The following is a 24194-nucleotide window of genomic DNA, read 5'->3' as shown; positions in this document are numbered from 1 at the left end:
CAGGTGCAGGCTCACGCGCGACCGCCTCCGCGCGTGCGCGCCCTACAACTGCATGATCGCGCGGCGGGCCGGATCTTTCACCGCGTCCGGGTGTGGCGGAGCGCGGATCGGGTGATCGCACAGGGAGTGACCGAATGACGACGCAGCCGACCGCGGGGGTGCCCATGCCGAAGCCCGGACGACCGTTGGCGGCCCTGGCCGCCTGCGCGATCCTCACCAGCGCCGCGCCGCCGTACGCCGTGAGCGGCGCCGCGCGGGCGCGAGCCGAGCCCGCCGCCCTCGCGCCCGCGGGGGAGGACGGCGCCTCGGAACTCGTCCGGGGCTGGAGGATCCAGTCCTCGGCCGTCGCGGGGCGCGACGGCGCGCGGATCTCCCGGCCGGGCTACCGGACGTCCGGCTGGCTGCCGATCGGCCGCCCCGGGACGTTGATGGCGGGCCTGCTGGAGAACGGCCGGTACCCGAACGTCTTCTACTCGGACCGGTTGGCGTCGGTGCCGGCCGGGCAGTTCGCCGTGAACTGGTGGTACCGCGACGAGGTGGTCCTGCACCCGCGCCGCGGCGGCCGCACGTTCCTGATCATGGACGGCGTCTCCGGCACCGCCGACCTGTGGGTGAACGGCGCCCGGATCGACGGCCGCTCGCGGCTCCAGGGCTCCTACTCGCGCTTCGAGTACGACGTGAGCCGGTACGCGCGCGACGGCGCCAACGCGATCGCGCTCGACGTCGCGCCGAACAAGGCGAAGACCTACCTCACCGGCAGCCGCCTCGACTGGAACCCGGCCGCGCCCGACCAGGGCACCGGGCCGGAGCGCCCGCCGAAGATCGTCCAGGACGGGCCGGTGTCGCTGCGGGACGTCCACGTCGTGCAGCGCAACGCCAGGGACTTCTCCCGGTCCGACCTCACCGTGAAGGCGCTGCTGCGCAACAACACCGGGACCGTGCGGCGGGCCGAGTTCTCCGGCGCGGTCGAACGCGGCGCGACCCGGCTGCCGTTCAGGACGACGGTGACGCTGCCGCCGGACACGGTCCGCCCGGTGGCGCTCGGCCTCCGCCTCGACCATCCGGACGTGTGGTGGCCGTACCAGCTCGGCGGCCAGCCGCTCTACCACCTGGCCACGCACCTGCGCACCGGCGGGACGGAGACCGGCCGGTACGCCGAGGACTTCGGCATCCGCACCGTCACCTCGTCGCTCACCCGCGCCGTCCCCGGTAGGACGCACGTGCCGCACGGCTACAGGCGGTTCGAGATCAACGGCGTGCCGATCGTGATCCGCGGCGGCGGCTGGTCGCCGGACATGTTCCTGCGCTACTCGCCCCGGAACATCCACGACCAGCTCGCCTACGTGAAGGACCTCGGCCTGAACGCGCTGCGCTTCGAGGGTAACTTCCCGCCGGACGACATGTTCCGGCAGATGGACCGCGCGGGCGTCCTCGCCATGACCGGCTGGCAGTGCTGCGACCGCTGGGAGGACCCCTACGCCAAGTGGAGCAAGGAGCTCCAGGCCAACGCCGCCGTCCAGGCCGCCGCCGTCGCCCGCAGGCTGCGCGACCACCCGAGCGTGTTCGCCTTCTTCCAGGGCAGCGACGCGGCACCGGACGCGGCGAAGGAGTCGGTGTACGTGCCGGCGTTCGAGGCCGCCGACTGGGGCACGCCGCAGATCGCGTCGGCGGAGGACAAGGCGTCGCCGCGGCTCGGCCCGTCCGGCGCCAAGGAGGGGCCGTACGGCTACGTGCCGCCGGTCTACTGGTGGAGCAACGGCCGCGAGACCGCCGACGCCGGCGACCCGTCGTCCACGAACGCCGGAAGCGCCTGGGGCTTCGACACCGAGACGAGCGCGGGCAACACCGTCCCGACACGGGACTCGCTCGACCGCTTCCTGACCCCGCGCGACCAGGCCGCGCTCTGGGACCCCGCCACCGCGCGCGGCCCGCGTTCCGGCCGGGACCTCTTCCACGTGTACCCCTACAACGACTACACCCGGACCGCGCGTATGGGGCAGTACAACACCCCGCTGTGGCACCGGTACGGGCCCTGGTCCGACATGGCCTCCTACCAGCGGATCGCGCAGATGGGCGGGTACGAGATCGCGCGTGCGCAGTTCGAGGCCTACATCGGCAACTCCAGGGACCCGGCCAACCCGAGCACCGGCGTCATCTACTGGATGCTGAACAAGGCGTGGCCGTCGCTGCAGTGGAACCTCTTCAACCAGGACTTCGACCAGCCCGGCGTGTACTTCGGCGCGAAGAAGGCGGGCGAACCGGTGCACGTCATGTACGACTACGCGTCCGGGGCGGTGAAGGTCGCCAACCTGACCGGGAGGCGCCAGGACGGTCTGGCGGCCCGGGCGCGGCTGATCGACGTCGACGGCACCGTGAAGCGGACCTCCCGCGTCGCCGTCCCGGCACTGGCCGCGCAGGACGTCCGGACCGTGGCCGCCGCGCGGGCCCCGAAGGGCATCTCCCGCACCTACTTCCTCGAACTCACGCTGGCCCGGCGCGGCGCGACCGTGAGCCGCAACGTCTACTGGCTGTCTACGAGACCGGACGCGGTGGACTGGAAGGCCACCCTCGGCAAGGGCAGCGGCGTGGCGTTCCGGCCGGACGGGTACGCCGACCTGACCGGGCTGCGTGGCCTGCCCCGCGCCGCCGTGCGCGCCTCGGCCGCCACCCGCCGCGACGGCGCCGACCTCGTCACCACCGTGACGATCAGCGCGACCGGGACGGCGCCGGCCGTCTTCACCAGGGCGGACGTGCGGCGGGCCGGACCCGGCGGGCGCCCGCTGCCCGGCGGCGGCCAGGTGCTGCCGATCCGCTGGAACGACAACGACGTCACGCTGTGGCCTGGGCAGTCCCAGACGCTGACCGCCCGCTACCGCGCCTCCGACCTGCGCGGCGCCGTCCCGGTCGTCGGCCTCGGCGGCTGGAACCTGCCGGCGCTGACCGTGCCCGCAGCGCCGCGCACGTGACCGGTCCCGGCGGTTGGAGAACCGCGCTGGTTCACGCCTCGGTCCCGGCGAGCGCGATGGCGCCGATGAGCGCGGCGTCGTCGACGAAGCGGGCCGTCACCACCTCCGGCGGGAACGGGACCGCGCGCGCCACGGTCTCGCGGATCGCGGGAAGCAGGGACGGCTCGGCGGCCATGCCGCCGCCGAGGACCACCCGCTCCGGGTCGAGCGTGGTCGCGAGGTTGGCGACCGCCATGCCGAGCACCGCCGCCGTGCCGTCCAGCAGCGCGGCCGCCTTCGGCTCGTCCCGGCGGGCGAACAGGGCGGCGGCCGTCACCGGCTCGCCGAGAAGGGCCGAGGCCCGCGCGGCCAGGCCGCTGCCCGAGGCGTACTCCTCCAGCGGCGCGCGGCCCTGCGCGCACCCGGGCTCGCCGGGGCGCCGCAGCAGGTACCCGATCTCGCCGGCGGCGCCGTGCGCGCCCGGCACGACGCGCCCGCCGACGACGATCCCGGCGCCGAGCCCGGTGCCGAGGTTCACGTAGACCCCGGTACCGACGCCCGCGAGCCGGCCCCAGCGCGCCTCCGCGGCGGTGGCCGCGTTCACGTCGTTCTCGACGCGCACGGGCGCGCCGAGGGCGCCGGAGACCAGGTCGGGCAGCGGCAGGTCCTCCCAGCCGGGGACGTTGGGCGCCAGCCGCACCCGTCCCCCGCGGACGACGCCGAACGTCGAGACGCCCACTGCGGCCAGCGTGCCGGGGGTCTCGGCGACGAGGCGGTGCGCCGCGTCCAGCGCCCGGCGCACCACCCGCTCCGCGCCGTCCGCCGCCCGCGTCTCCAGCCGGGCGCGGCGGAGCGGCCTTCCGGTCGCGTCGGCGGTGGCCAGCGCGACCTTGGTCCCCCCGAAGTCGATCCCGAGGATCATGCGGCCTGCGGCTCGGCGCCGGGTTCGGCGAAGGGCTCGCTGATCTCCTTCGGCCCGAACGGCCAGATCCGCTCCAGCCGCGCCCAGACCAGGTACGCGACGACGCCCGCCGCGAGCCAGACCAGCGACAGCACGATCGGCCTGGTGCCCGCCGACTTGTAGATGTAGATCCAGCCCGCCAGCGCGACCAGGCTCGGCAGCGGGTACAGCCACATCCGGTACGGGCGCGGCAGGTCCGGCTGCCGGCGCCGCAGCACGGTGAGGGCGACGATCTGGGCGACCGACTGCACCAGCACGAACACGGCGGTCAGCATGCTGATGACGTCCGTCAGGGTGAACAGCGAGCCGAGCGCCGTGATGACGCCCATCGCGTACAGCCCGAACGTCGGGAACTTCAGGCGCGGGTGCATCCGCGCGAACCACGGCAGGAACAGCTTGTCGCGGGCGGCGTTGTAGGGCACCCGCGAGCCGCCGAGCAGGCCCGCGAACACCGACGCGAACGCGGTGACGATGATCCCGACCGTGAAGACCTGCGCCGCGCCCTTGCCCCACGTCCTCTCCAGGACGAGGGACGCGAACGAGCTGGACTCCTGCGTCTTCTCCCACGGGATCACGCCGAGGATCCCGACCTGGAGCAGGAAGTACAGCGCCATCATGCCGAGGATCGAGAAGACGATCGCCCGCGGGATCACGCGCCCCGGCTGCCGGACCTCCGCCCCGAGGTAGGCCGCCGTGTTGTAGCCGAGGTAGTCGTACACGGCGATGACGAGCCCGGCCCCGAGGCCGTGGAAGAACTTCGACCCCGCGTCGTGCGGGTAGGTGAACGCCAGGTCGGAGTGGAAGTGCGTGAACGCGGCCAGGATCACGCCGAGCACGGAGACCAGCATCACGACGAAGAAGACCGTGGTGAGCAGCCCGATGTCGCCGATCCTGCGGTACAGCGCGGCGACGACGACCGCGACGACGGCGATCGCGAGGACGTGGCCGCCGGTCGACAGGCCGGAGCCGTCCACCAGCGAGGGCCACAGGTAGCCCGCGTACTGGACGAGCCCGATCACCCCGGTCGACATGATCAGCGGGATGAAGAGCACCGCCGACCAGACGAACAGGAACGGCATCAGCCGCCCGGTCCGGTACTGGAACGCCTCGCGCAGGTAGAGGTAGGTGCCGCCGGCGCCGGGCATGGACGCGCCCAGCTCGGCCCAGACCAGGCCGTCGGCCAGCACGATCAGCGCGCCGACCAGCCAGCCGAACATCGCCTGCGGGCCCTCCATCGTGGAGATCATCGCCGGGATGGTGACGAACGGGCCGATTCCACACATCTGGGTCATGTTCACGGTGGTGGCCTGGAACACGCCGAGCCGCCGTTCGAACCCCGAACCCGCGGGAGCGGTCATCGCGGTCTCTCCCTTCTCGTGACCGGACGCCTCGCCCCCGTCCGACGTCGATGCGAATGTAAGGGAGGCTCCCTAACAAATCAATCCCCGCGGCGTACGCCGTGCCGGGATATGTCAGGCTTTACACGTGCCGAGCAGGGAGACCGCCAACACCACCAGCGTGCTGCGGATCATGAACGAACGCGCCGTGTACGAGCGGATCCGGCTGCTCGGGCCGGTGTCGCGCCCGCAGCTCGCCGCCGCGACCGGCCTCTCCAAGCCCACGATCTCGCTCGCGCTCGCCGACCTGGAGCGGGTCGGGCTGGTCAAGGCGATCGGCCGCCGCACGGGCGGGGCGGGGCGGTCCGCCCGGCTGTACGGGATCCGGCCGGAGACGGGCTGGGTGATCGGGCTCGACGTCGGCCGGGAGTGGATCCGCGCCGCGCTCGCCGACCTGTCCGGCGAGATCGCGGTGCGCAGGGACGTCCGCTCGGTCGGCGCCGGCGGGAGCGCCGAACCGGACGCGCTCATCGACCGGATCGGCCGGATCGTCGACGAGCTGGCGAAGGCCGCCGACGGCGCCGTCACCCACATCGTGCTCGGCACCCCCGGCGTCCACGACGTCGAGAACCGGCGCCTCCGCCTGGCGCCCAACCTGCCCGGCTGGGACGTCCCGGGCGTCACCGGCCGGCTGGCGCGGCGGCTGCCCGCGCCCTGCGCCATCGAGAACGACATCGACCTCGCCGCGCTGGGGGAGCAGGGCTACGGGCTGGGTGAGGGCGTGCCGCACTTCGCGTTCATGTCGATCGGCACGGGCATCGGGATGGGGATCGTCCTGAACGGCGAGCTGCACCGCGGCGCCCGCGGCGCGGCCGGGGAGATCGCCTGGCTGCCGTTCGGCGAGGCCGACCCGAGGGAGACCCGCTCGCACGGGATGCTGGAGTCGGTCGCGTCCGGCCCCGGCGTCGTGGCCGCCGCGCGGCGGCTCGGCATGACCGGGCCGATCACCGCCAAGCGCGTCTTCGACGAGGCGCGGGCCGGCGACCCCCTCGCGGCGGAGGCCGTCGCGCACGAGGCCGGGCACGTCGCCCGCGCCCTGGCCAGCGTCGTCGCGCTCCTCGACCCCGACCTGATCGTGCTGGGCGGCGGCATCGGCGGGCACGGCGCCGACGTGCTCCTCGGCGCCGTGCGCGACCGCCTCGAGGCGATGACCCCGCTCGGCGCGCCGCGCGTCGAGGTCTCGGCTCTCGGTGACGACGCCGTCGTCCTCGGGGCCCTGGCCACGGGCCTGGAGACGGCCCGCGACCTCGTCTTCACCCGCGCCGTCACCGAGTCCTGACCCGGTCCGGGCGGGCACGCCCCGCCCGGTGCGCTCAGGAGACCGGCAGGGCCAGTTCGGTGGCGAGGGCCTCCAGCAGGTCGGCCTGACGCTGGGGGTGGACGTCCAGGAGGTTGGTGGCGAGGTGCATCTCGTCGGCGCCGGCCTCGGCGGCCCGGTCGAGGTCGCGCAGCGTGGTGTCGACGAAGTCGGCGGTGGAGACGTCGGTGCCGGGCGGCGCCGGGAAGGTGCTGACCAGGACGGTGCCGGTACCGCCCGCGTCGCGGTACCAGCGGATGTGGGCGCGGGTGTCGTCCCAGTCCACGGCGGTGGTGACGAAGCCGTCCCCGATCCGGGCCGCCCGCTCGACGGTCCGACGGGTGATCGCTCCGAACAGCACCGGGATGCGGTCGCCGTACGGCTTCGGTCCGATCCTGGAGGCCGGGATCCGGTAGTGCTCGCCGTGGAACTCGACCGGGTCGGGTCCCCAGCAGGCGCGCATCGCGGCGACGTGCTCGGCGAAGCCCGCGCCGCGGCGGCCGGCGGGCACTCCGGCGGCGGTGAATTCTTCGGGAATGTAGTACGGGGCGAGCCGGGTGCCGCCGCCCTGCCCGACGCCCGCGACCACGCGGCCCCGGGACAGCCGGTCGAGGGTGGCGAGCCGGCGCGCCACGACGACGGGCGGCTGGAAGATCGTGTTCAGGACGGCGGTGGTCAGCCGGATCCGCCGGGTGTGGGCCGCCGCCCAGGTCAGCACCTCCAGGACGTCCCACGGCGCCGACTCGGGCAGCCCGGCGTCGTTGGTCCAGTGCGGGCCGACGGGGGTGAGGAGCCGGTCGCTGACCGACACGGCGTGGAAGCCGAGCCGTTCGGCGGCCTGCGCGACGGTGGCGACGGCGTCGGGTCCGGCGTGCGGTCCGAAGTGCTGGAGGGTGACTCCGAGGCGGGGCATGTCCATCTTCGATCTCCGTTCGTGGTCGCCCGGGCGCGCGCGTCCAGGCGAAGGCGTCCCTTCACGGACAGGTCGGAGCCGCCTCCCGGTTCTTGCGCTCGCGCGGCCGGAAAGTTCGAAGAGTTTCTTTCTTCCGCAGGATTCAGAGCACGGATGTCACTGTGAGGCGGGCCGGGACGGCGCGGCGCCTCTGCCCCCGACGCCGATCGGCAGCCGGACGGCCGGCGGGAGCGGCGCGCCGGGCGCGTCCGCCCGGAACGACTGGATCATGAGGGCCGCGAAGCGCCGCGAGGCCGCGACGCGCGCCGCCCGCGACCCGGCCCGGATGCCCTCGTTCGCCATCAGGGCCAGCACGATGTCCTCGAGCACGATGTCCTCGCGCAGCGCGCCCGCCTCCTTCGCCCGCCGCACGAGTTCGCCCAGGCCGCGCAGCGTGCGTTCGCGCCCCTCGGCGAAGTCGAACACCCGCGGGTACTGCGAGATGAGCGCGTGGGCGAAGCCGCGGTCGAGGCTGTGGACCTCCATCAGCCGCTCGACCACCGTGCGGAACCCCGCCCACGGGTCGCCGGCCGCCAGGCCCTCCTCGACGACGGCGATGCACACCGCCATCTGGTCGGCGAAGGCCGCCGCGAGCAGCGCCTCCTTCGTGGGGAAGTGCCGGTAGAGGGTGGCCGGGCCGACGTGCGCGCGGCGGGCGATCTCGCGGATCGGGACGTCCAGGCCCTCGGCGGCGAACGCCTCGCGCGCCACGTCCAGGATGCGCTCGCGGTTGTCGCGGGCGTCCGAGCGGAGTTTCCGAGCCACTTCGTCCGTCACCGCTCTCACTTTAACCGAACCGGACGGGGTGTTCCGTTACGGTCGGCCGCATGAGAGCAGTCCAGTTCAACGAGTACGGCCCGCCGAGCGTGCTGCACGTCGCCGAGGTCGAGGCGCCGCACGCCGGGCCGGGCCGGATCCGCGTCGCCGTCCGGGCGTCGGGCATCTCCCCGGGGGAGACGCTGATCCGTTCCGGGGCGATGCGCGACCTGGTGCCGACCGCGCTGCCGTACCGGACGGGGTTCGACGCGGCCGGGGTGGTGGACGAGGTCGGCGAGGGCGTCACCGGCGTGGAGATCGGCGACGAGGTGTTCGGCATGGCCGACCCGGCGGAGCGCGGCGCCAACGCGGAGTTCGCGGTCCTCGCCGCCTGGGCGCCCAAGCCGGCCGCATGGAGCTGGGAGGAGGCGGGCGGCGCCGCCGGCGGCGTCGAGACGTCCACCCGGGTCCTCGACCGGCTCGCGGTCGGCGCGGGGCGGACCCTGCTCGTGCAGGGCGCGGCCGGCGGGGTGGGGACGATCGCCGTGCAGATGGCGGTCGCGCGCGGCGCCACCGTCATCGGGACGGCGAGCGAGCGCAACCACGGCTTCCTGCGCTCCCTGGGCGCGGAGCCGACGACGTACGGGGCGGGACTCGCCGGACGGGTCCGCGCGCTCGCCCCGGACGGGGTGGACGCCGTGTTCGACTGCGCCGGAGGGGCGCTGCCCGACCTCGTCGCCATCGCCGGGGACCCGGCGCGCGTGGTGACGATCGCCCCGGACCGCACCGCGGCGTCCCACGGCGTCCACCTGTCGCACGGGGCGCCGGTCGACGAGACCGGCACCGCCCTGGGCGTCGGCGCCGACCCGCTGGCGGTGCACGGCCTCCCGATCGCGGTGGCCCTGGCGGACGAGGGCCGCCTGCGGGTGCCGGTCGCGGCGGCGTTCCCGCTCGCCGAGGCCGCGGCGGCGCACGAGCTGAGCGAGGGCCGCCACGCCCGCGGCAAGATCGTGCTGGTGGGCTAGGGGCCGCTCAGGGGCGGGCCGCGCAGCTCCTTGGGGCAGGAGGTGCCCCGGGGCATCTTGTAGGGGGAGGCCAGCCGGTAGGTGCCGGCCTTCGGGGCGACGAGCTCGGTCCACGCGTCGCCCGTGGCGTCCGGCTCGGTCGGCGCCAGGCAGCCGTTGGGGTTGACGTACTGCGGCGGCCTGCCGTCGTCGTACTCCCGCATCTGCTTGGACGCCTCCGTCTCGAAGGGAGGCTGGAGGCTGTGGCCGTCCGCGTCGACCAGGCTCAGCCAGGGCGAGTAGGAGATGCGGATGAGGATCCGGCCCGGCGCGCCGACCTTCAGCGTCGTCTCGTTCTGCTCGGCGCGGAGGACGGTCGTGTTCGGCTCGGCGAGGGGAGCGGGGTCGGTGACGGCGTACAGGTGCCAGTTGCTGTCGCTCCACACCTTCTTCAGGTAGGGGAGCCCGTTGCCGACCAGCTCCCGCTCGCGTTCGGCGCCGTTGTCGGGCGCGTCCGCCGGGAGCACGACGTAGTGGACCGCCCAGTGCTTCAGCCAGTCGTGGTACGTGGCCACGGTGAGCGTGCCGTCGTAGAAGAGGTGGTTGCGCTTGATGTCGGCCTGGCGGTTCCAGCCCCGCGCGAGGTTCACGTAGGGGGCGAGGGCCGACGCCTCCCGGTGGGAGCGGGCCGGGACGACCTCGACCCGCCCGCGCTCGGCCCCCGCCTTGCGCAGCTCGTGGACGAGGGGCGCGAGGCGGCGGGTCCAGGCCGCCGCCGGATGGGCCCGGACGACGTCCTGGACCGTCTTGATGCCGATCCAGGTCGTGAACCCGAGGAACACCAGCACGATCGCGTACCACTTGCGCGAGCGCGGCTCCGTGAACGGCAGCGCGGCGATCAGCGCGACGCCGGTGAACAGCATCGGGAGGCGGGTGATGTTCGTGCCGACCTGGGAGGTGATCAGCGTGGCGACCAGCACGGTCGCCGACGTCACCACCGCCGTGATCCGGACCGTCCGCCATTCCCTGGGCACCAGGACGATGACGGCGGCCCCGAAGACGATCGGCAGGATGGCCGACCCCAGGGGCATCGGCTGGGTGCCCGAGAAGGGGAAGAGCCAGGCGGACAGCGCGACCACGACGAGGGGCGCGACGCCGAGGGCGTAGGCGGCGGGCCTGCGCTTCTGCAGGAACAGGGCCGCCGCGACGAGCCCGATGTAGAGCCCGGCCACGGGGGAGCAGGCCGTCGCCAGGCCGGCGAGGGGCCCGGCGGCCGCGGCCTTGGCCCAGCGGTTGCCGCGCAGGACGCGCGGCGTGGCGAAGACGATCGCGGCGGCGGCGAAGGCGAACATCAGGCCGAGGCCGAACGTGACGCGGCCCGACACCGCGTTGCAGACGAGCGCGAGCGCGCCGGCGAGCGCGGGCCAGAGCGGCCGGCGGACGTGCCCGCTGCGCGCCAGGATCACCGTGATCAGCGCCGCCGAGACCGTACCCGCGATGATCATCGTGGTGCGGACGCCGAGCACCGACATCACGTACGGCGAGACGGCGCTGTAGGAGACCGGGTGCATGCCGCCGTACCAGGCGAGGTTGTACGCCGACCCCGGGTGGCGCCCCGCGAACTCGGCCCAGGCGTCCTGCGCCGCGAGGTCGCCGCCGCTGCTGGCGAGGGTGCCGAGCCACAGCAGGTGCAGGGCCGCCGTGATCGCCGTCACCAGCGTGACCGGGTGGCGTAGGAACCGGTTCAGCGCCGGGCGCGGGGCTCCGGAGCCGTCCGGCGCGCGCCGTTCGGCCGGACCCTCGGTCGGCTCCGGCGGTCGCTCGCCGCCGAGCCGGGTCCGGCCCTCGGCCTGCTTCGTGTCGCCGTCCGGGGGCGTGCCGAGCCCCCGGTCGGGATCATGGGCGCGCGGGGCCTGCGCTGCGGTCACTGACGGGACGCTCCATGTCTGTGCTCATGCCCGGCGGGGCGTTATAAACCGGCATATGAACACTACGGGGGGAACGCGGGACATTTCATATCGCCCGCCCCGGCGGCGCCCGGTCAGTCGGGGCGGGGAGAGCCGGGGGCCTGGAGCTGCCCGGCCGCCGCCTCCGCGTCGCGGCGCAGCTCCGGCGGGATCAGTTCGAGGAGCTGGTCCGGGCGGAGGGGCAGGTCGAGGAGGCTGAGCTTCACGCGGCTGCGGCTCGCGTGGTCGCGCGCCGACAGCCGGACGACCTGCCCGGCCTCCGGCACCATCGTCGCGGTGAGCCGGTCCCCGTGCCCGAGCTCGGCGGCCGCCGTCCCGTCGATGTCGAGGGTGATCGGCGCGCTGTCCGCCGCGACGGAGAGGCGGATCCGGTCGGCCGCGCCGAGCACGACGGGCCTGCTGATCCCCGTCATGGGCGCGACCGGGGTGATGGCGACCGCGTTGGAGGAGGGCGACACGATCGGCCCGCCGGCGGCGTAGTTGTAGGCGGTGGAGCCCGTCGGCGTCGAGACGACCAGCGCGTCCGCCCGGTAGTAGCCGTACTGCAGGTCGTTGACGGTGAGGTCGAGGGAGACGGCGCCGGTCCGGGACGACCGGCCGAGGACCATGTCGTTGAAACCGGACCGGGTCGTCAGCTCGATGGGGCCGGCGTCCACGCACAGGGCGGCGTGCTGCTCGATGGTGAAGTCGCCTGCGGCGAGCCGTGCCAGCGCCGCGGGCAGCTGCGCCGGGTGCACCTCGGCGAGGAAGCCCAGGTTGCCGTGGTTGACCCCGAGGACGGGCACGGGGCGGTCGATCACCAGCCGCATCGCGCCGAGGATCGTGCCGTCGCCGCCGAGGGCGATCAGCTCGTCGACCTCGGCCGCGAACCGGGCGTCGGGCACGATCTCGACGCCGGGCGGCACCCGGTCCCGGTCGGCGGGCCGGGCCAGCACCCGGGCCGGGCGGTCGCGGGCGGCCGCCATGATCGCGTCGATCGACGGGCCCAGCGGCCTGGTCGGATGGAGCACCAGCCCGACCGCGCCGACCTGCGGTTCCGCACCCATGCCCTCACCCTACGGGGTGCCCTTCCGGCGGGATCGCGTACAGGTGCACCAGGCCGCGGGTCACCGCCGCCGGCCACACCGTCGCGTGCTGCTCGCCGGGGACGACCTCGGACCGGACGGCGAGACCGCCCCGGCCGTCCAGCCGCTCGGTGAACGCGGCGAGGTCGGCGACCATGTCAAGGCCGGACAGGGCGCGGAGGGTCTCGGCCGGGATGACCGGCCAGCTCCGGTGCGGGCCGTCCTCCAGTTCGCCGACGGCGAGGTAGACCTCGCCCGCCGCCCTGGCGGCGAGGGGCGTCCGGCGCGGATCGAGCAGCAGATGGTCGTCCCACCACAGCGACGGGCTTACGGCCAGGAAGCGGCGGAATCCCTCGGGGCGGCGCGCCAGGGCCCAGCAGGTGAAGAGCCCGCCGAGGGAGAAGCCCGCGCGGCCCCGGTCGGCGGGGTCGAGCGGATGGGCGGCCTCCACGTGCGGGCCGATCACGTCGCGGATCAGGTCGATCATCGCGTCGGCGCCGCCCGTCCCGTAGACGGTCTTCACCCGCAGGTACGGGGAGACGGCGCTGGTCGGGGTCAGGTCCCGGGCGCGCTGGGCGCTCAGCCGGCGGAGGTCGTCGGTGGCGGGCGAGATGCCGACGACGGCGACCGGACGCAGCTGCCCCGCCGCGTACGCCAGCGTGGTGTGGGCGATCTGCGCCGCGGTGGCGAACGTCAGCAGGCCGTCGAGGAGATACAGCACCGGATACGGGCCGGGACCCGCCACCGCCCGCAGGTTCGGCGGCGGCAGCGCCACCGTGACGTGCCACCGGTCGGTGGGCTCGGCTCCGGCGACCAGCGTGTACTGGACCGCCCCCGGCAGTTCCGCGCGCCCGGCCGTCCAGCTGATCGCCATGCGCGCAATGATAAGGAGATCGTCTAGATTTGACATCTTGTATAGGCACCAGTCAGGACGTACGTTCGTCGCGTGAGCAGCCGCGCGCCGATCCTCTGGCCGGTGGAGGGCTGGCCGGTGGAGGGCGCCGACCCGATCGGCCTGCTCGCCGACGCCTCGTGCCGCCTCCCGGCGCCCGCGCTGGACGACCCGGACGCCTGACGCGGATGAGCGCGCGGACCGCCGTCGCACCCGCGCGCGGGCCGCCGGCACGTCACCGCGTCGCGGACGGACGGCCGGCTGCGTCGACCCCCACGGGCTCCCACCCCCGCCGCCCCTGCGCCGTGCGCGAACCGTCACCATGCCGCCCGCATCCCCGGGGGCGTCCGCCCCCGCCGTGCCGGCGCGCACCCGCCAATGGTGAAACGAGACCCCCGCGAAGGAGTGGGTGATGACGACCACGCGACCCTGGTCCGACACGAAACCCTGGTCCGAGGTGTTCGGCGCGAGCGACCGCCTCGACGTCTCTCCGGCGCTCGCCGGGCTGCGCAAGCGGCCCCTGTGCCGGATCCGGCTGCCCTACGGCGAGCCCGCCTGGCTGGCCACCCGCTACGAGGACGTCAAGGTGGTCCTCGGCGACCCGAGGTTCAGCCGCGCCGCCGCCACGGGACGCGACGAGCCCCGCTCGCGGCTCCACATCGGGTCGCCCGGCTCCCTGCTGCGCCAGGACCCGCCGGAGCACAGCCGGCTGCGCAGGCTGGTGGCCAAGGCGTTCACCGCGCGGCGCGTGGAGCTGCTGCGCCCCCGCACGCAGCGGATCGCCGGCGATCTCGCCGCCCGGATGCGGGCGCAGGGGCCGCCCGCCGACCTCGTCGAGGACTTCGCGCTGCCGCTGCCGATCACCGTCATCTGCGAGCTGCTCGGCGTCCCGGTGGAGGACCGCACGGACTTCCGGCTGTGGTCGGACGCGTTCCTGTCCACGACGCGGTTCACCCGGGACGAGGTGACCGAGTACGTGGGGCGGATGCGGGACTACATGGCGGGCCTCGTCGCCGAGCACCGCGAGTCGCCCCGCGACGACCTCATCGGCGCGCTCATCGAGGCGCGCGACCGGGACGACCGGCTCTCGGAGGAGGAGTTGCTCGCGATGGCGGAGGGGATCCTGGTCGCCGGGCACGAGACGACGGCGTCGCAGATCCCCAACTTCGTCTACGTGCTGCTGACCCATCCCGAGCAGCTCGCGGCGCTGCGAGCGGACCCGGACCTGATCCCGCGGGCGGTCGAGGAGCTGATGCGGTACGTCCCGCTCGGCGGCGGCGCCGGCAGCGCGCGCTACGCGCTGGAGGACGTCGAGCTGGGCGGGGTCACCGTGCGGGCGGGGGAGCCCGTCGTGGTCGCGTTGCAGTCGGCGAACCGGGACGAGTCGGTCTACTCCGATCCCGACGCGTTCGACCCGCGGCGCGGCGAGGCGTCCCACGTCGGCTTCGGGCACGGCCCGCACCACTGCCTCGGCGCCCAGCTCGCCCGGATGGAGCTCCAGGTCGCGCTGCGCACGCTGCTGGACGGCTTCCCGGGACTGCGCCTCGCGGGACGGGCGGACGACATCGTCTGGAAGGTCGGCTCGGCCACCCGGGCGCCCGAGCGGATGCCGGTCGCCTGGGACGGGCCCGGAAACCCCGGAAGGGCGAGCGCATGACGTGGCTGGTCGAGGTGGACGGCCGGGCCTGCATCGGGTCGGGCGTCTGCGCCGGGACGGCACCCGGCCACTTCGCCGTCGTCGACGGCACGTCGCGTCCGGTGCGCGACGAGGCCGAACCGGACGACCGGGCCCTCGACGCCGCCGAGTCCTGCCCTGTCGAGGCGATCACCATCCGCGCCAAGGAGACGGGCGAGGTGCTGGCGCCCGAGGTGTGAGGAAGGCGTGACGGCGGTGCCGCGCCCGGCGCGACATCGCCACCGCCGCCGCGCCCCGGAGGGCGGAGGCGAACCTATACCTCCGCCTGATGTTGGCTTGCCCGCCGGAGCGGAATCCTCCGCGGAGGTCCCCGACATCCGGAAGGCGTGAGTGGAGGACGGACGCAGCGGTGACGTCGTGGTCGTCGGCGCCGGATTCGCCGGGCTCGCGGCGGCGCACGAGCTGGCCGGCGCGGGCGCGCGCGTGGCGGTCGCCGAGGCCCGCGACCGGGTCGGCGGCCGGGTGCTGACCCGCCTCCTCCCCGACGGGACGCAGCTGGACCTCGGCGGGCAGTGGGTCGGGCCGAGCCAGCACGAGATGCGCGAGCTGATCGCCGGGTACCGGGTGCCGACCTACCCGACGCCGGAGCACGGCCGGGCCATCGTGGACTACGAGGGCGCGCTGGTCGACGCGCTGCCGAAGGAGGCCATGGCGCTGCGCGGCGAGCTCGACCGCCTCGGCCGCGAGGTGCCGGTCGACGCGCCCTGGACACATCCGCGCGCCCGGTCCTGGGACGGCACGACGCTCGCCTCATGGCTGGCCGCCCGGACGAGCGATCCGGCCGTCGCGCGGGCCGTCGCGCGGCAGACGGCCGGGGGCCTGCTGTCGCTCGACGCCGCCGACGCCTCGCTCCTGGAGACGCTGTTCTACCTGGCGAGCGGTGACGGGCTGGACGTCCTGGTCGGTTTCGCGGGCGGCGCCCAGGCCGAGCGGCTCGTCGGCGGGCCGCAGGAACTCGCGAGCCGGATGGCCGCCGCCCTGCCCGCCGGCACGATCCACTTCGACGCTCCGGTCCGGCGGATCGAGCACGGCCCAGGGGGCGCGGTCGTCCACGCGGGCGGCCTGCGGCTGGAGGCGGCCCACGTGGTCGTCGCGATCCCGCCCGCCCTTGCCGGGCGCATCGAGTACGACCCGCCGCTTCCACCGCAGCGGGACGGCCTCACCCAGCGAATGGCGTCCGGATACGCCCTGAAGACGCACGCGGTGTACCAGGAGCCGTTCTGGAGGGCGCGCGGCCTGTCGGGGATCAGCTTCAGCAGTGCCGGCGTCCTCACCGAGACCGTGGACAACACCCCGCCCGGCGGGCCGAGCGCGGTCCTGACCTCGTTCGCCTACGGCGCGGACGCGCACCTGCTGCGCGCGCTGACGCCCCGGGACCGCCGCCGCGCCGTCCTGGACCGGCTCGGCGAGCTGTTCGGCGACGAGGCGCGCGACCCGGTGGCGTACGTGGAGTTCGACTGGTGCGCCGAGCCGTGGACCCGCGGCTGCTTCTCGGGCCACCTCGCGCCCGGCGGCTGGACCGGGTTCGGTCCGGCCCTCCGCGCGCCCGCCGGCGTCCTGCACTGGGCGGGCACCGAGACGGCCACGCGATGGAACGGCTACTTCGACGGCGCCGTCCAGTCCGGCCGCCGCGCCGCGGCCGAGATCCTCGCCGGCCCGTGAGCTGGCCGCCGCGCTGAATGCTTGATACAAACTACGTATCAACGTCTCAGAGCGGGTGATGCGGTATGACCGACGTCGACGTGAAACCGGGCCGGACCGAGGCGGGCGCCATCCCCGGCCGCGGTTCCCTCATCTGGCGGTACGCGGGGGACTGGCGGGGCGCGTTCAGCGGCCGGGCGATCCTCCTCCTGCAGGTGGCGCACCCGGTCGTCGGAGCCGGGGTCGCCGAGCACTCGGAGTTCCTGGAGGACCGCTGGGGCCGGCTCCTGCGCACCGTCGAGTCGACGATGAACTTCCTCGGCTACCGGGGCGAGGAGCGCGGCCGGCGGGAGGCCGCCCGGCTGCGCGAGATCCACAAGGACATCAAGGGCGTCGACGCGCAGGGCCGCCGCTACCACGCCCTCAACCCCGAGGCCTACCTGTGGGTGCACGCCACCCTGCTGCACGGCATGATCCAGACGCAGCGGCTGTTCGGCACGCCCCTCACACCCGACCGCGAACGCGTCCTGCACGGCGAGTGGGCGCGGCTCGCGCTGGCGCTGGGCATCACCGAACGCCACATCCCCGCGAGCCCCGCGGCGTTCCGTGACTACTTCGACACGATGGTGAACGAGCGGCTGGAGGACAACGCCACCGTGCGGCTGCTCATCGAGCTGGACCGCAGGCCGCTGCCGCCCCCGCCGCGCTGGCCGCTGCCCGACCTCGCCTGGTCCGGCGTCGCCGGACCGCCGACGGTCATGCTGGGCCGGATGGGCGTCGGCTGCCTCCCACCCGTCCTGCGGGAGCGGTTCGGGCTGCGCTGGACGCCCGCCGACGAGCGGCGCTTCCGGCTGTTCGCGCAGGCGATGCGCGCGGGCGACCGGGTGCTGGTCGACCGGCTGCGCTACTCGCCGATGGCGGCGCGCGCCATGCGGCGGGCCCGGCGCGGGCACTAGGGTCGGAGGCATCATGACCGAGCCGACGGAGCGGGCGCCGCTGCACGACCTGCTCGCCGACCCGGAGGTGTCCGGCCCGCAGGTCGACCGGATCCTCGACGCCGCCCTGGAGCTGTACGGGACGTTCGGGCTGCGCCGCACCACCGTCGACGACGTCGCCCGCGCGTCCGGGCTCGGCCGCGCCACCCTCTACCGGCGCTTCCCGACCAAGAACGACCTGGTGACGGGGGTGCTGCTGCGCGAGGCGCGGCGGTTCTTCGCCGAGCTGGACGCCGCCGTCGCGGCCTGCCCGACGGTGGAGGAGCGCCTCGTCGAGGGATTCGTCGCGACGCTGCGGATCAGCCGTGAGCAGCGGCTGGTGAACCGCCTGCTCGTCCTGGAGCCCGACCTGCTCCTCCCGCACGCCACCGGCCGCGCCGGCCCGCTGCTCGCCGCCGCGCGCGGCTACCTGGCCCGCCGGCTCCGCGCCGCGCAGCGGCAGGGTGACGCCGGCGCGTTCGACCCGGAGGTGGTGGCGGAGATCCTCATCCGGCTCACCCACTCCCTCCTGCTCACGCCGGAGGGCCACATCCCGCTGGACGACGACGGCGCTCGGGCCTTCGCCCGCCGCTATCTCACCCCGATGATCCGCTGACCGGTGCCCGCCGCACGGCGGCGGGCACCGCGCCGGAACCGGTCAGGCGTCGTAGCCCATGATCGCCTTGGTCTCGAGGTACTCCTCGAAGCCGAGCGCGCCCCACTCGCGGCCGTTGCCGGACTGGCGGTAGCCGCCGAACGGCGCGTTGAAGTCGGGGCCGGCGCCGTTGAGGTGGACGTTGCCGGTGCGCAGGCGGCGGGCCATCGCCCTGGCGCGGTCGGGGCTGCCGGAGATGTAGCCGGACAGGCCGTAGAGGGTGTCGTTGGCGATGCGCACCGCGTCGTCGTCGTCCTCGTAGCCGATCAGCACGAGCACCGGGCCGAAGATCTCCTCGCGGGCGATCGTCATCTCGTTGGAGACGTGCGAGAACACCGTCGGGCGCACGAAGTAGCCGGTCTCCAGGCCCTCGGGTTTGCCGGGGCCGCCGACCTCCAGCTTGGCGCCCTCGCCGATGCCCTTCTCGATGAGCTGCTGGATCCGGCCGTACTGTGTGGCCGACACGACCGGCCCGATCCGCGTGGTCTCCTCGCGCGGGTCGCCGACCACGATGCCGCGGGCGGCCTCCGCGGCGATGGCGGCGGCCTCCTCCATGCGCGCGGCCGGGACGAGCATCCGGCTGGGGGCGTTGCACGACTGGCCCGAGTTGGTGCACATGTTGCCGACGTCCCGGGTGATGACGGCCTTCAGGTCGGCGTCGTCCAGGATGATGTTGGCGGACTTGCCGCCGAGCTCCTGCGCGACCCGCTTGACGGTCGGGGCCGCGGCCCGGGCCACCTCGATGCCGGCGCGGGTGGATCCGGTGAACGACACCATGTCGACGTCCGGGTGCGCCGACAGCGGCGCGCCGACGCCGAGGCCGTCGCCGTTGACGAGGTTGAACACGCCCGCCGGGACGCCCGCCTCGTCGAGGATCTCGGCGAACAGGATCGCGTTCAGCGGCGCGACCTCCGACGGCTTGAGCACCATCGTGCAGCCGGTGGCGAGGGCGGGGCCGACCTTGCAGGCGATCTGGTTCAGCGGCCAGTTCCACGGGGTGATCAGCCCGCAGACGCCGACCGGCTCGCGGGTGACCAGGGTGCCGCCCATCGGGCGGTCGAACTCGAAGTCGGCCAGCACGGCGCGCGCGGTGCCGAGGTGGCCGAGGCCGGCGACCGCCTGCGCGGCCCGCGCCAGCGAGAGGGGCGCGCCCATCTCCTGGCTGATGATGTCGGCGAGCTCCTCCAGCCGCCGGGTGTAGACGGCGATGACGGAGTCGAGCAGGTCGAGCCGCTCCTGCCTGCTCGTCTGGGAGAACGTCTCGAACGCCTCCTTCGCCGCCGCGACGGCCGCGTCGACGTCCTCGGCGCCGCCCATGGCGATGGAGGTAATGGCCTGTTCCGTGGCCGGGTTGACGACCTCGAGCGTCGTGTCGGTGCGGGGCGCGACCCACCGGCCGCCGATGTAGAACTGCTTGACGTGGTCCATGGGCTTCCTCCGGCAGGGAACGGGCCGTGCTTCGTTGCACGCTCAACATACGAAACCCGTTCGGTCCGGTAAACGCCCGCCCCGGGCGCGCCGCCGAAGCTCACGTGAATCTCTTTCATGTCCGTTACCGGGCGGACGCGTGATCGCGGTCGTCCCGTTACCCGCGCGGCCCACGCTGTGCGGTCATGAGCCCTCGCCGCGATGGTCCCTCCCGCCGCTCCTTCCTCGCCACCGGTGCGGGCGTCGCCGGCGGCGCCGCCGTCGCCTCGCTGCTCCCGCCGTCGGTGCACGCCGCGCTCGCGCAGCCGGTGCGGCCCGGCGGGCTGGAGTCCGTCGAGCACGTCGTGTTCCTGATGCAGGAGAACCGCGCGTTCGACCACTACTTCGGGACGCTGCGCGGCGTGCGCGGCTTCGGCGACCGCAACGCGATCGAGCTGCGCGACGGGCGTCCGGTGTTCGAGCAGCCGGGCCTGCTGCGGCGGGTCAAGCCGTTCCTCGCCCGCGACGCGATCGGGCACGGGCCGTTCACCGACGTCAACTACATCGCGGGCGTCGACCACGGCTGGGACAGCGGCCAGAAGGCGCGCGGCGACGGATGGCACGACGGCTGGATCGCCGCCAAGCTCATGCCGACGATGGTCCACTACGACCGCCGGGACCTGCCGTTCCAGTACGAGCTGGCCGACACGTTCACCGTCTGCGACGCCTACCACTGCTCCGTGTTCGGGCCCACGAACCCGAACAGGACGTACCACTGGACCGGGACGATCGGCTACGAGGCGAACGGCCACCGCGCGGTCGAGAACGACGCCTACGACGAGGCGAACCATCCCGGCTACGCGCAGACGTCCTACGTCGAACGGCTCTCGAAGGCGGGCCGGACGTGGAAGGTCTACCAGGAGTGGGACAACTTCACCGACAACCCGCTGGAGTTCCTCACGACGTTCAAGGGGATCATGCGCAAGGCGCTCGCGGCGGCCGGCTCGTACAAGAGCCTCACGGAGTTCTACGGCGCCGTCGCGGGGGCCGGCGCGGACGACCGGAAGAGCATGCTGGCCGCGTTGGACAAGGGCGTCGCGGCGCTCCCCGCGCCCGAACGCGACCTGTTCGAACGCGCGCTGCGGCGGAGCGAGGGCGGCACGCTCGGCGCGGCGTTCCGCGCCGACGTCGAGGCCGGACGGCTGCCGGAGGTGTCCTACATCGTCGCGCCTGCCGCCGAGTCCGAGCACCCCGGGTCGGGCAGCCCGATCCAGGGCGCGGGCATCACCTACCAGGTCCTGGACGCGATCGCCTCGAACCGGCGGGCGTGGGAGACCACCGCGCTGTTCCTGCTGTTCGACGAGAACGACGGCTACTTCGACCACGTGCCGCCGCCGCTGCCGCCCGCGGACGCCGCGGACGAGCACGCCGACGGCAAGCCGATCGGGCTGGGCTTCCGCGTCCCGATGACCGTCGTCTCGCCGTGGACGGCGGGCGGGTACGTGTGCTCGGAGGTGTTCGACCACACCTCGACGATCCGCTTCCTGGAGCGGTGGCTCGGCGTCCGCGAGCCGAACATCAGCGCATGGCGCAGGACCGTCGCGGGCGACCTGACCTCGGCGTTCGACTTCCGGCACCCGGCCGGCCCGCCGTCGGTGCCCCGGCCCGGGACGCCGCCGAAGTTCTACCTGCGCTGGCCCGCGCTCCCTCCGGTCGTCCAGAAGGACCCCGTTCCGGAGCCGGGGACGCGTCCGGCGCGCGCGCTGCCGTACCGCACCGACGCGTCGGCGCGCCTGGACGGCGGCGCCCTGGTCGTCACCATGACCGAGCGGGGCACGCGCGCCTCGCACCTCGCGCTGTACCCGTACGCGGGCGAGTTCGCGACGCCGCGCCACTACGACGTGGCCGGGCGCGCGGTCGAGCGGGTGGCGCTGAAGGACGGGCGGTACCGCCTCACGCTGACGGGCCCGAACGGGTTCCGGCGCGAGTTCGCGGGCGCGGCCTCCGGCGCGGCGGCCGGGGCGGACGTGACGTCGCGCGCCGCCGGCGGCGCCGGCCGCATCGACATCACCGTCCGGAACCGCGGCACGCGGCCCCTCACGTTCACCTTGAGCGCCCTCGCCTACGGCAAGGCGGCTCGCACGGCGACGGTTGCGGCGGGCAAGAGCGTGACGGTCTCCTGGGCCACCGAGCACGGCTGGTACGACGTGGAGGTCCGCGCGGCCGAGGACGGGGCGTTCCGCCGCCGCCTGATGGGCCACCTGGAGAACGGCCGCCCGTCGGTCTCCGGCTGACCGGCGGGCGGGAGCCGCTCCGCGGGCGCGGGGCGGCTCAGGCCTCCTCGACGACCATGAGGGTGTTGCCCTCGGGGTCGCGGAACCAGAACATCGGCGGCACCGGGCCGCCCATGCGGCTGACCTCGGCGTCGACATCGGCCCCCGCGGCCTTCAGCCGTGCGTGGCAGCCGTCGATGTCGGCGGTCGACAGCGCGATGCCGGTGTCCCGGCCGCCCGCCTCGGTGCCCTCAGGCGGCGGGCAGAGCGCGATCGGCGTCTCGGCGCCCTCCGGGGCGACCTCGATCCAGCGGTAGCCGCCGCCGAACGGCTGGTCGACGCGCTTGCCGAGGCCGAGCGTCCCGCAGTAGAACTCCAGCGCCCGGTCCTGGTCGCGCACCGGAATGATCACGTTCGCGACCTTGCGGACGGCCGCGGTGGTGGTCGTGTCGCCCATGGCGTTTCCCCCTTCTGTGTCGGCCGGTCGGTGTCGATCGGTCCGTCGATGAGGCAGACCAGGGGAGCGCCCGGAACTCATCGCTCCATCGGCACCGGTTCCCGGTGCGGGCGCGAGCATGCGCCGCCGACCAGGGCGCCTTGATGGACTACTTGCCGACATCTGCTCACTCTTGTACGTTACTGGCGCATAAGGCGCACAAACGAGCAATTAGGAGCCTCGGTGTCGTTCGTTCTTGAGGAGATCGCGTCGCAGCCGGGCTGCTGGGAGCGCGCCGCCGAGCTGGCGGACGGGGTGGACGGGCTGCCGGAGCGGGGCGAGCGCGTCGCGGTCGTCGGGTGCGGCACCTCGCTGTTCATCGCCCAGGCGTACGCGGCGCTGCGGGAGGCGTCCGGGGCGGGGGAGAGCGACGCCTTCCCGGCGTCGGAGTTCCCGCACGGGCGCCGCTACGACCGGGTGGTGGCGATCTGCCGCTCCGGCACCACGACGGAGGTCCTGGACCTGCTGCGCGGGACCGACCTGCCGACCACGGCGCTGATCGGGGACCCGCGGACGCCCATCATGGACCTCGCCGGCGCCCGCGTCGTGCTCGACTTCGCCGACGAGCGCTCCGTCGTCCAGACGCGGTTCGCGACGACCGCGCTCGCGCTGCTGCGCGCGCACCTTGGCCTGCTCCCTGCGGACCTGATCGAGCAGTGCCGCGCCGCGGTCGAGGCGCCGCTGCCCGAGGGCGCCGTCGAGCGCGGCCAGTTCACCTTCCTCGGCGCGGGCTGGACGAACGGGATCGCCAACGAGGCGGCGCTGAAGGTCCGCGAGGCCGCCGGCGCGTGGACCGAGTCCTACCCGGCGATGGAGTACCGGCACGGCCCGATCAGCGTCACCGACGAGCACAGCCTGACCTGGTTCTTCGGGACGCCGCCGGAGGGCCTGCCCGAGCAGGTCGCCGCCACCGGGGCGCTGGTCGAGGCGTCGGGCGCGGACGCGATGGCGGACCTGGTGCGGGCCCAGCGGCTCGCGGTGGCGCTGGCCGGGTCCAAGGGCCTGGACCCGGACCGGCCGCGCAACCTGACCCGCTCGATCATCCTGTCCTGATGATCCTCACGGTCACCCTCAATCCCGCCTGGGACGTGACCTACCGGGTCCCCAGGCTGACGCCGCACGGCTCGCACCGCGTCGCGTCGGTGCTGCAGCGCCCCGGCGGCAAGGGCCTGAACGTCGCCCGCGTCCTGCACGCCCTCGGCGAGGAGACGCTGGCGACGGGGCTGGCGGGCGGCGCCACCGGGGCCCTGGTGGCGGGCGCGCTGGAGGTCCCGCACGCCTTCGCGGCCATCGCGGGGGAGACGCGGCGGACCGTCACGGTCGTCGACACCGACGCGACGATCTTCAACGAGCCGGGACCGGACGTCCGCCCGGACGAGTGGGCGGCCTTCCAGGAGTCGTTCGCGGCGCTCGCCGCCCGGGCGTCGGTGGCGGTGCTGTCCGGCAGCCTGCCGCCGGGCCTGCCGGAGGACGCCTACGCCGTCCTGACCCGGCTGGCCCGCGACGCGGGCGCCCGCGTGCTGGTGGACGCGGGCGGGCCCGCGCTGCGCGCCGCCGCCGGCGCACGGCCCGACTTGCTCAAGCCCAACGAGGCGGAGCTGGCCGCGGCGGGCCTCGACGGGGCCGCCCCCGGCGCGGACGGCGCGCTGGTCGTCTCGCGCGGCGCCGGCGGCATGCTCGCCGTCACGCCCGACGGCTGCTTCGAGGCCGTCCCGCACGAGGTCGTCGCCGGCAACCCGACCGGCGCCGGCGACGCCGCGGCGGCGGCGCTCGCCGTGGCGCTGCGCGACCGCGCGCCCTGGCCGGCCGCGCTCGGC

The 24194-nt window shown here is 74.5% G+C and carries 21 protein-coding genes; 12 read left to right on the top strand and 9 right to left on the bottom strand.

What is annotated here, in order from left to right; genetic code table 11:
- Positions 1-134 precede the first annotated feature (134 nt).
- Positions 135-2966 carry a glycoside hydrolase family 2 protein gene (locus tag ABT299_RS25150; RefSeq protein ID WP_500252187.1) on the top strand — a complete coding sequence of 944 codons (2832 nt, stop codon included), beginning with the start codon at positions 135-137 and terminating at the stop codon, positions 2964-2966.
- Between the two features lie 31 nt (positions 2967-2997).
- Here the strand turns inward: ABT299_RS25150 and ABT299_RS25145 are convergent, their stop codons facing one another.
- Positions 2998-3867, bottom strand: a complete 870-nt coding sequence (locus ABT299_RS25145; protein ID WP_500252186.1) for an ROK family protein — start codon at positions 3865-3867, stop codon at positions 2998-3000.
- Positions 3864-5264, bottom strand: coding sequence for an APC family permease (locus ABT299_RS25140; protein WP_190852903.1), 1401 nt, complete (start codon positions 5262-5264; stop codon positions 3864-3866). The genes ABT299_RS25145 and ABT299_RS25140 overlap by 4 nt, the downstream gene beginning before the upstream one ends.
- 127 nt (positions 5265-5391) lie before the next feature.
- Here ABT299_RS25140 and ABT299_RS25135 point away from each other — a divergent pair, with 127 nt between their 5' ends.
- Positions 5392-6582 (top strand): ROK family protein, encoded by a 1191-nt coding sequence (locus tag ABT299_RS25135; RefSeq protein ID WP_206699793.1) that lies wholly within the window; start codon positions 5392-5394, stop codon positions 6580-6582.
- Between the two features lie 34 nt (positions 6583-6616).
- Here the strand turns inward: ABT299_RS25135 and ABT299_RS25130 are convergent, their stop codons facing one another.
- Together ABT299_RS25130 and ABT299_RS25125 are read right to left on the bottom strand one after the other, a co-directional pair.
- Positions 6617-7519: a TIGR03619 family F420-dependent LLM class oxidoreductase gene (locus ABT299_RS25130; RefSeq protein WP_500252185.1), complete on the bottom strand. Its 903-nt coding sequence runs from the start codon at positions 7517-7519 to the stop codon at positions 6617-6619.
- A 150-nt stretch (positions 7520-7669) separates the two neighbouring features.
- Complete coding sequence (locus ABT299_RS25125; RefSeq protein WP_500252184.1) at positions 7670-8329, bottom strand: TetR/AcrR family transcriptional regulator; 660 nt, start codon at positions 8327-8329, stop codon at positions 7670-7672.
- Positions 8330-8379: 50 nt separating this feature from the next.
- Here ABT299_RS25125 and ABT299_RS25120 point away from each other — a divergent pair, with 50 nt between their 5' ends.
- Positions 8380-9333, top strand: a complete 954-nt coding sequence (locus ABT299_RS25120; protein WP_500252183.1) for an NADP-dependent oxidoreductase — start codon at positions 8380-8382, stop codon at positions 9331-9333.
- On the opposite strand, the gene ABT299_RS25115 is transcribed toward ABT299_RS25120, so the two are convergent.
- From ABT299_RS25115 to ABT299_RS25105, 3 genes are all read right to left on the bottom strand, one after another.
- Complete coding sequence (locus tag ABT299_RS25115; RefSeq protein ID WP_500252182.1) at positions 9330-11240, bottom strand: DUF8823 domain-containing protein; 1911 nt, start codon at positions 11238-11240, stop codon at positions 9330-9332. The genes ABT299_RS25120 and ABT299_RS25115 overlap by 4 nt on opposite strands.
- Before the next feature lie 113 nt (positions 11241-11353).
- The gene (locus ABT299_RS25110; RefSeq protein ID WP_190852892.1) at positions 11354-12325 is read right to left on the bottom strand and encodes an NAD(+)/NADH kinase; all 972 of its coding nucleotides are present in this window, start codon (positions 12323-12325) and stop codon (positions 11354-11356) included.
- A gap of 4 nt (positions 12326-12329) precedes the next feature.
- Positions 12330-13217, bottom strand: coding sequence for an alpha/beta hydrolase (locus ABT299_RS25105; RefSeq protein WP_500252181.1), 888 nt, complete (start codon positions 13215-13217; stop codon positions 12330-12332).
- A 72-nt stretch (positions 13218-13289) separates the two neighbouring features.
- On the opposite strand from ABT299_RS25105, the gene ABT299_RS25100 reads away from it, so the two are divergent.
- The 6 genes from ABT299_RS25100 to ABT299_RS25075 all read left to right on the top strand — a co-directional run bounded on the left by ABT299_RS25100 (position 13290) and on the right by ABT299_RS25075 (position 18162).
- Entirely contained in the window at positions 13290-13418 is a 129-nt protein-coding gene (locus tag ABT299_RS25100) for a hypothetical protein (RefSeq protein WP_277819839.1), read from the top strand.
- 229 nt (positions 13419-13647) lie between these two features.
- On the top strand, positions 13648-14892 hold the full coding sequence (locus ABT299_RS25095; protein ID WP_500252180.1) for a cytochrome P450: 1245 nt from the start codon (positions 13648-13650) through the stop codon (positions 14890-14892).
- Positions 14889-15110 (top strand): ferredoxin, encoded by a 222-nt coding sequence (locus ABT299_RS25090; RefSeq protein ID WP_190852884.1) that lies wholly within the window; start codon positions 14889-14891, stop codon positions 15108-15110. The genes ABT299_RS25095 and ABT299_RS25090 overlap by 4 nt, the downstream gene beginning before the upstream one ends.
- 151 nt (positions 15111-15261) lie before the next feature.
- Entirely contained in the window at positions 15262-16593 is a 1332-nt protein-coding gene (locus ABT299_RS25085; protein WP_500252179.1) for a flavin monoamine oxidase family protein, read from the top strand.
- 65 nt (positions 16594-16658) lie between these two features.
- On the top strand, positions 16659-17528 hold the full coding sequence (locus ABT299_RS25080; protein WP_190852880.1) for an oxygenase MpaB family protein: 870 nt from the start codon (positions 16659-16661) through the stop codon (positions 17526-17528).
- A 13-nt stretch (positions 17529-17541) separates the two neighbouring features.
- The gene (locus ABT299_RS25075; protein ID WP_190852878.1) at positions 17542-18162 is read left to right on the top strand and encodes a TetR/AcrR family transcriptional regulator; all 621 of its coding nucleotides are present in this window, start codon (positions 17542-17544) and stop codon (positions 18160-18162) included.
- Between the two features lie 42 nt (positions 18163-18204).
- Here ABT299_RS25075 and ABT299_RS25070 read toward each other — a convergent pair whose 3' ends face one another.
- Positions 18205-19629: an aldehyde dehydrogenase family protein gene (locus ABT299_RS25070; RefSeq protein ID WP_500252178.1), complete on the bottom strand. Its 1425-nt coding sequence runs from the start codon at positions 19627-19629 to the stop codon at positions 18205-18207.
- 185 nt (positions 19630-19814) lie between these two features.
- Here ABT299_RS25070 and ABT299_RS25065 point away from each other — a divergent pair, with 185 nt between their 5' ends.
- Positions 19815-21902 (top strand): phosphocholine-specific phospholipase C, encoded by a 2088-nt coding sequence (locus ABT299_RS25065; protein ID WP_500252177.1) that lies wholly within the window; start codon positions 19815-19817, stop codon positions 21900-21902.
- A 37-nt stretch (positions 21903-21939) separates the two neighbouring features.
- Here ABT299_RS25065 and ABT299_RS25060 read toward each other — a convergent pair whose 3' ends face one another.
- Positions 21940-22338: a VOC family protein gene (locus ABT299_RS25060; protein ID WP_387025460.1), complete on the bottom strand. Its 399-nt coding sequence runs from the start codon at positions 22336-22338 to the stop codon at positions 21940-21942.
- 222 nt (positions 22339-22560) lie between these two features.
- On the opposite strand from ABT299_RS25060, the gene ABT299_RS25055 reads away from it, so the two are divergent.
- Both ABT299_RS25055 and ABT299_RS25050 read left to right on the top strand, forming a co-directional pair.
- On the top strand, positions 22561-23430 hold the full coding sequence (locus ABT299_RS25055) for a sugar isomerase (protein ID WP_190852871.1): 870 nt from the start codon (positions 22561-22563) through the stop codon (positions 23428-23430).
- The coding region (locus ABT299_RS25050; protein WP_500252176.1) for a 1-phosphofructokinase family hexose kinase at positions 23430-24194 on the top strand (765 nt) is incomplete at its 3' end. The genes ABT299_RS25055 and ABT299_RS25050, both read left to right, overlap by 1 nt.

This window comes from Spirillospora sp. NPDC000708, from assembly GCF_040299565.1.
Classification (GTDB): Bacteria; Actinomycetota; Actinomycetes; order Streptosporangiales; family Streptosporangiaceae; genus Spirillospora.
Note: the sequence above shows the minus strand (reverse complement) of the source record. Positions and strands in the feature narration are given on the sequence as shown.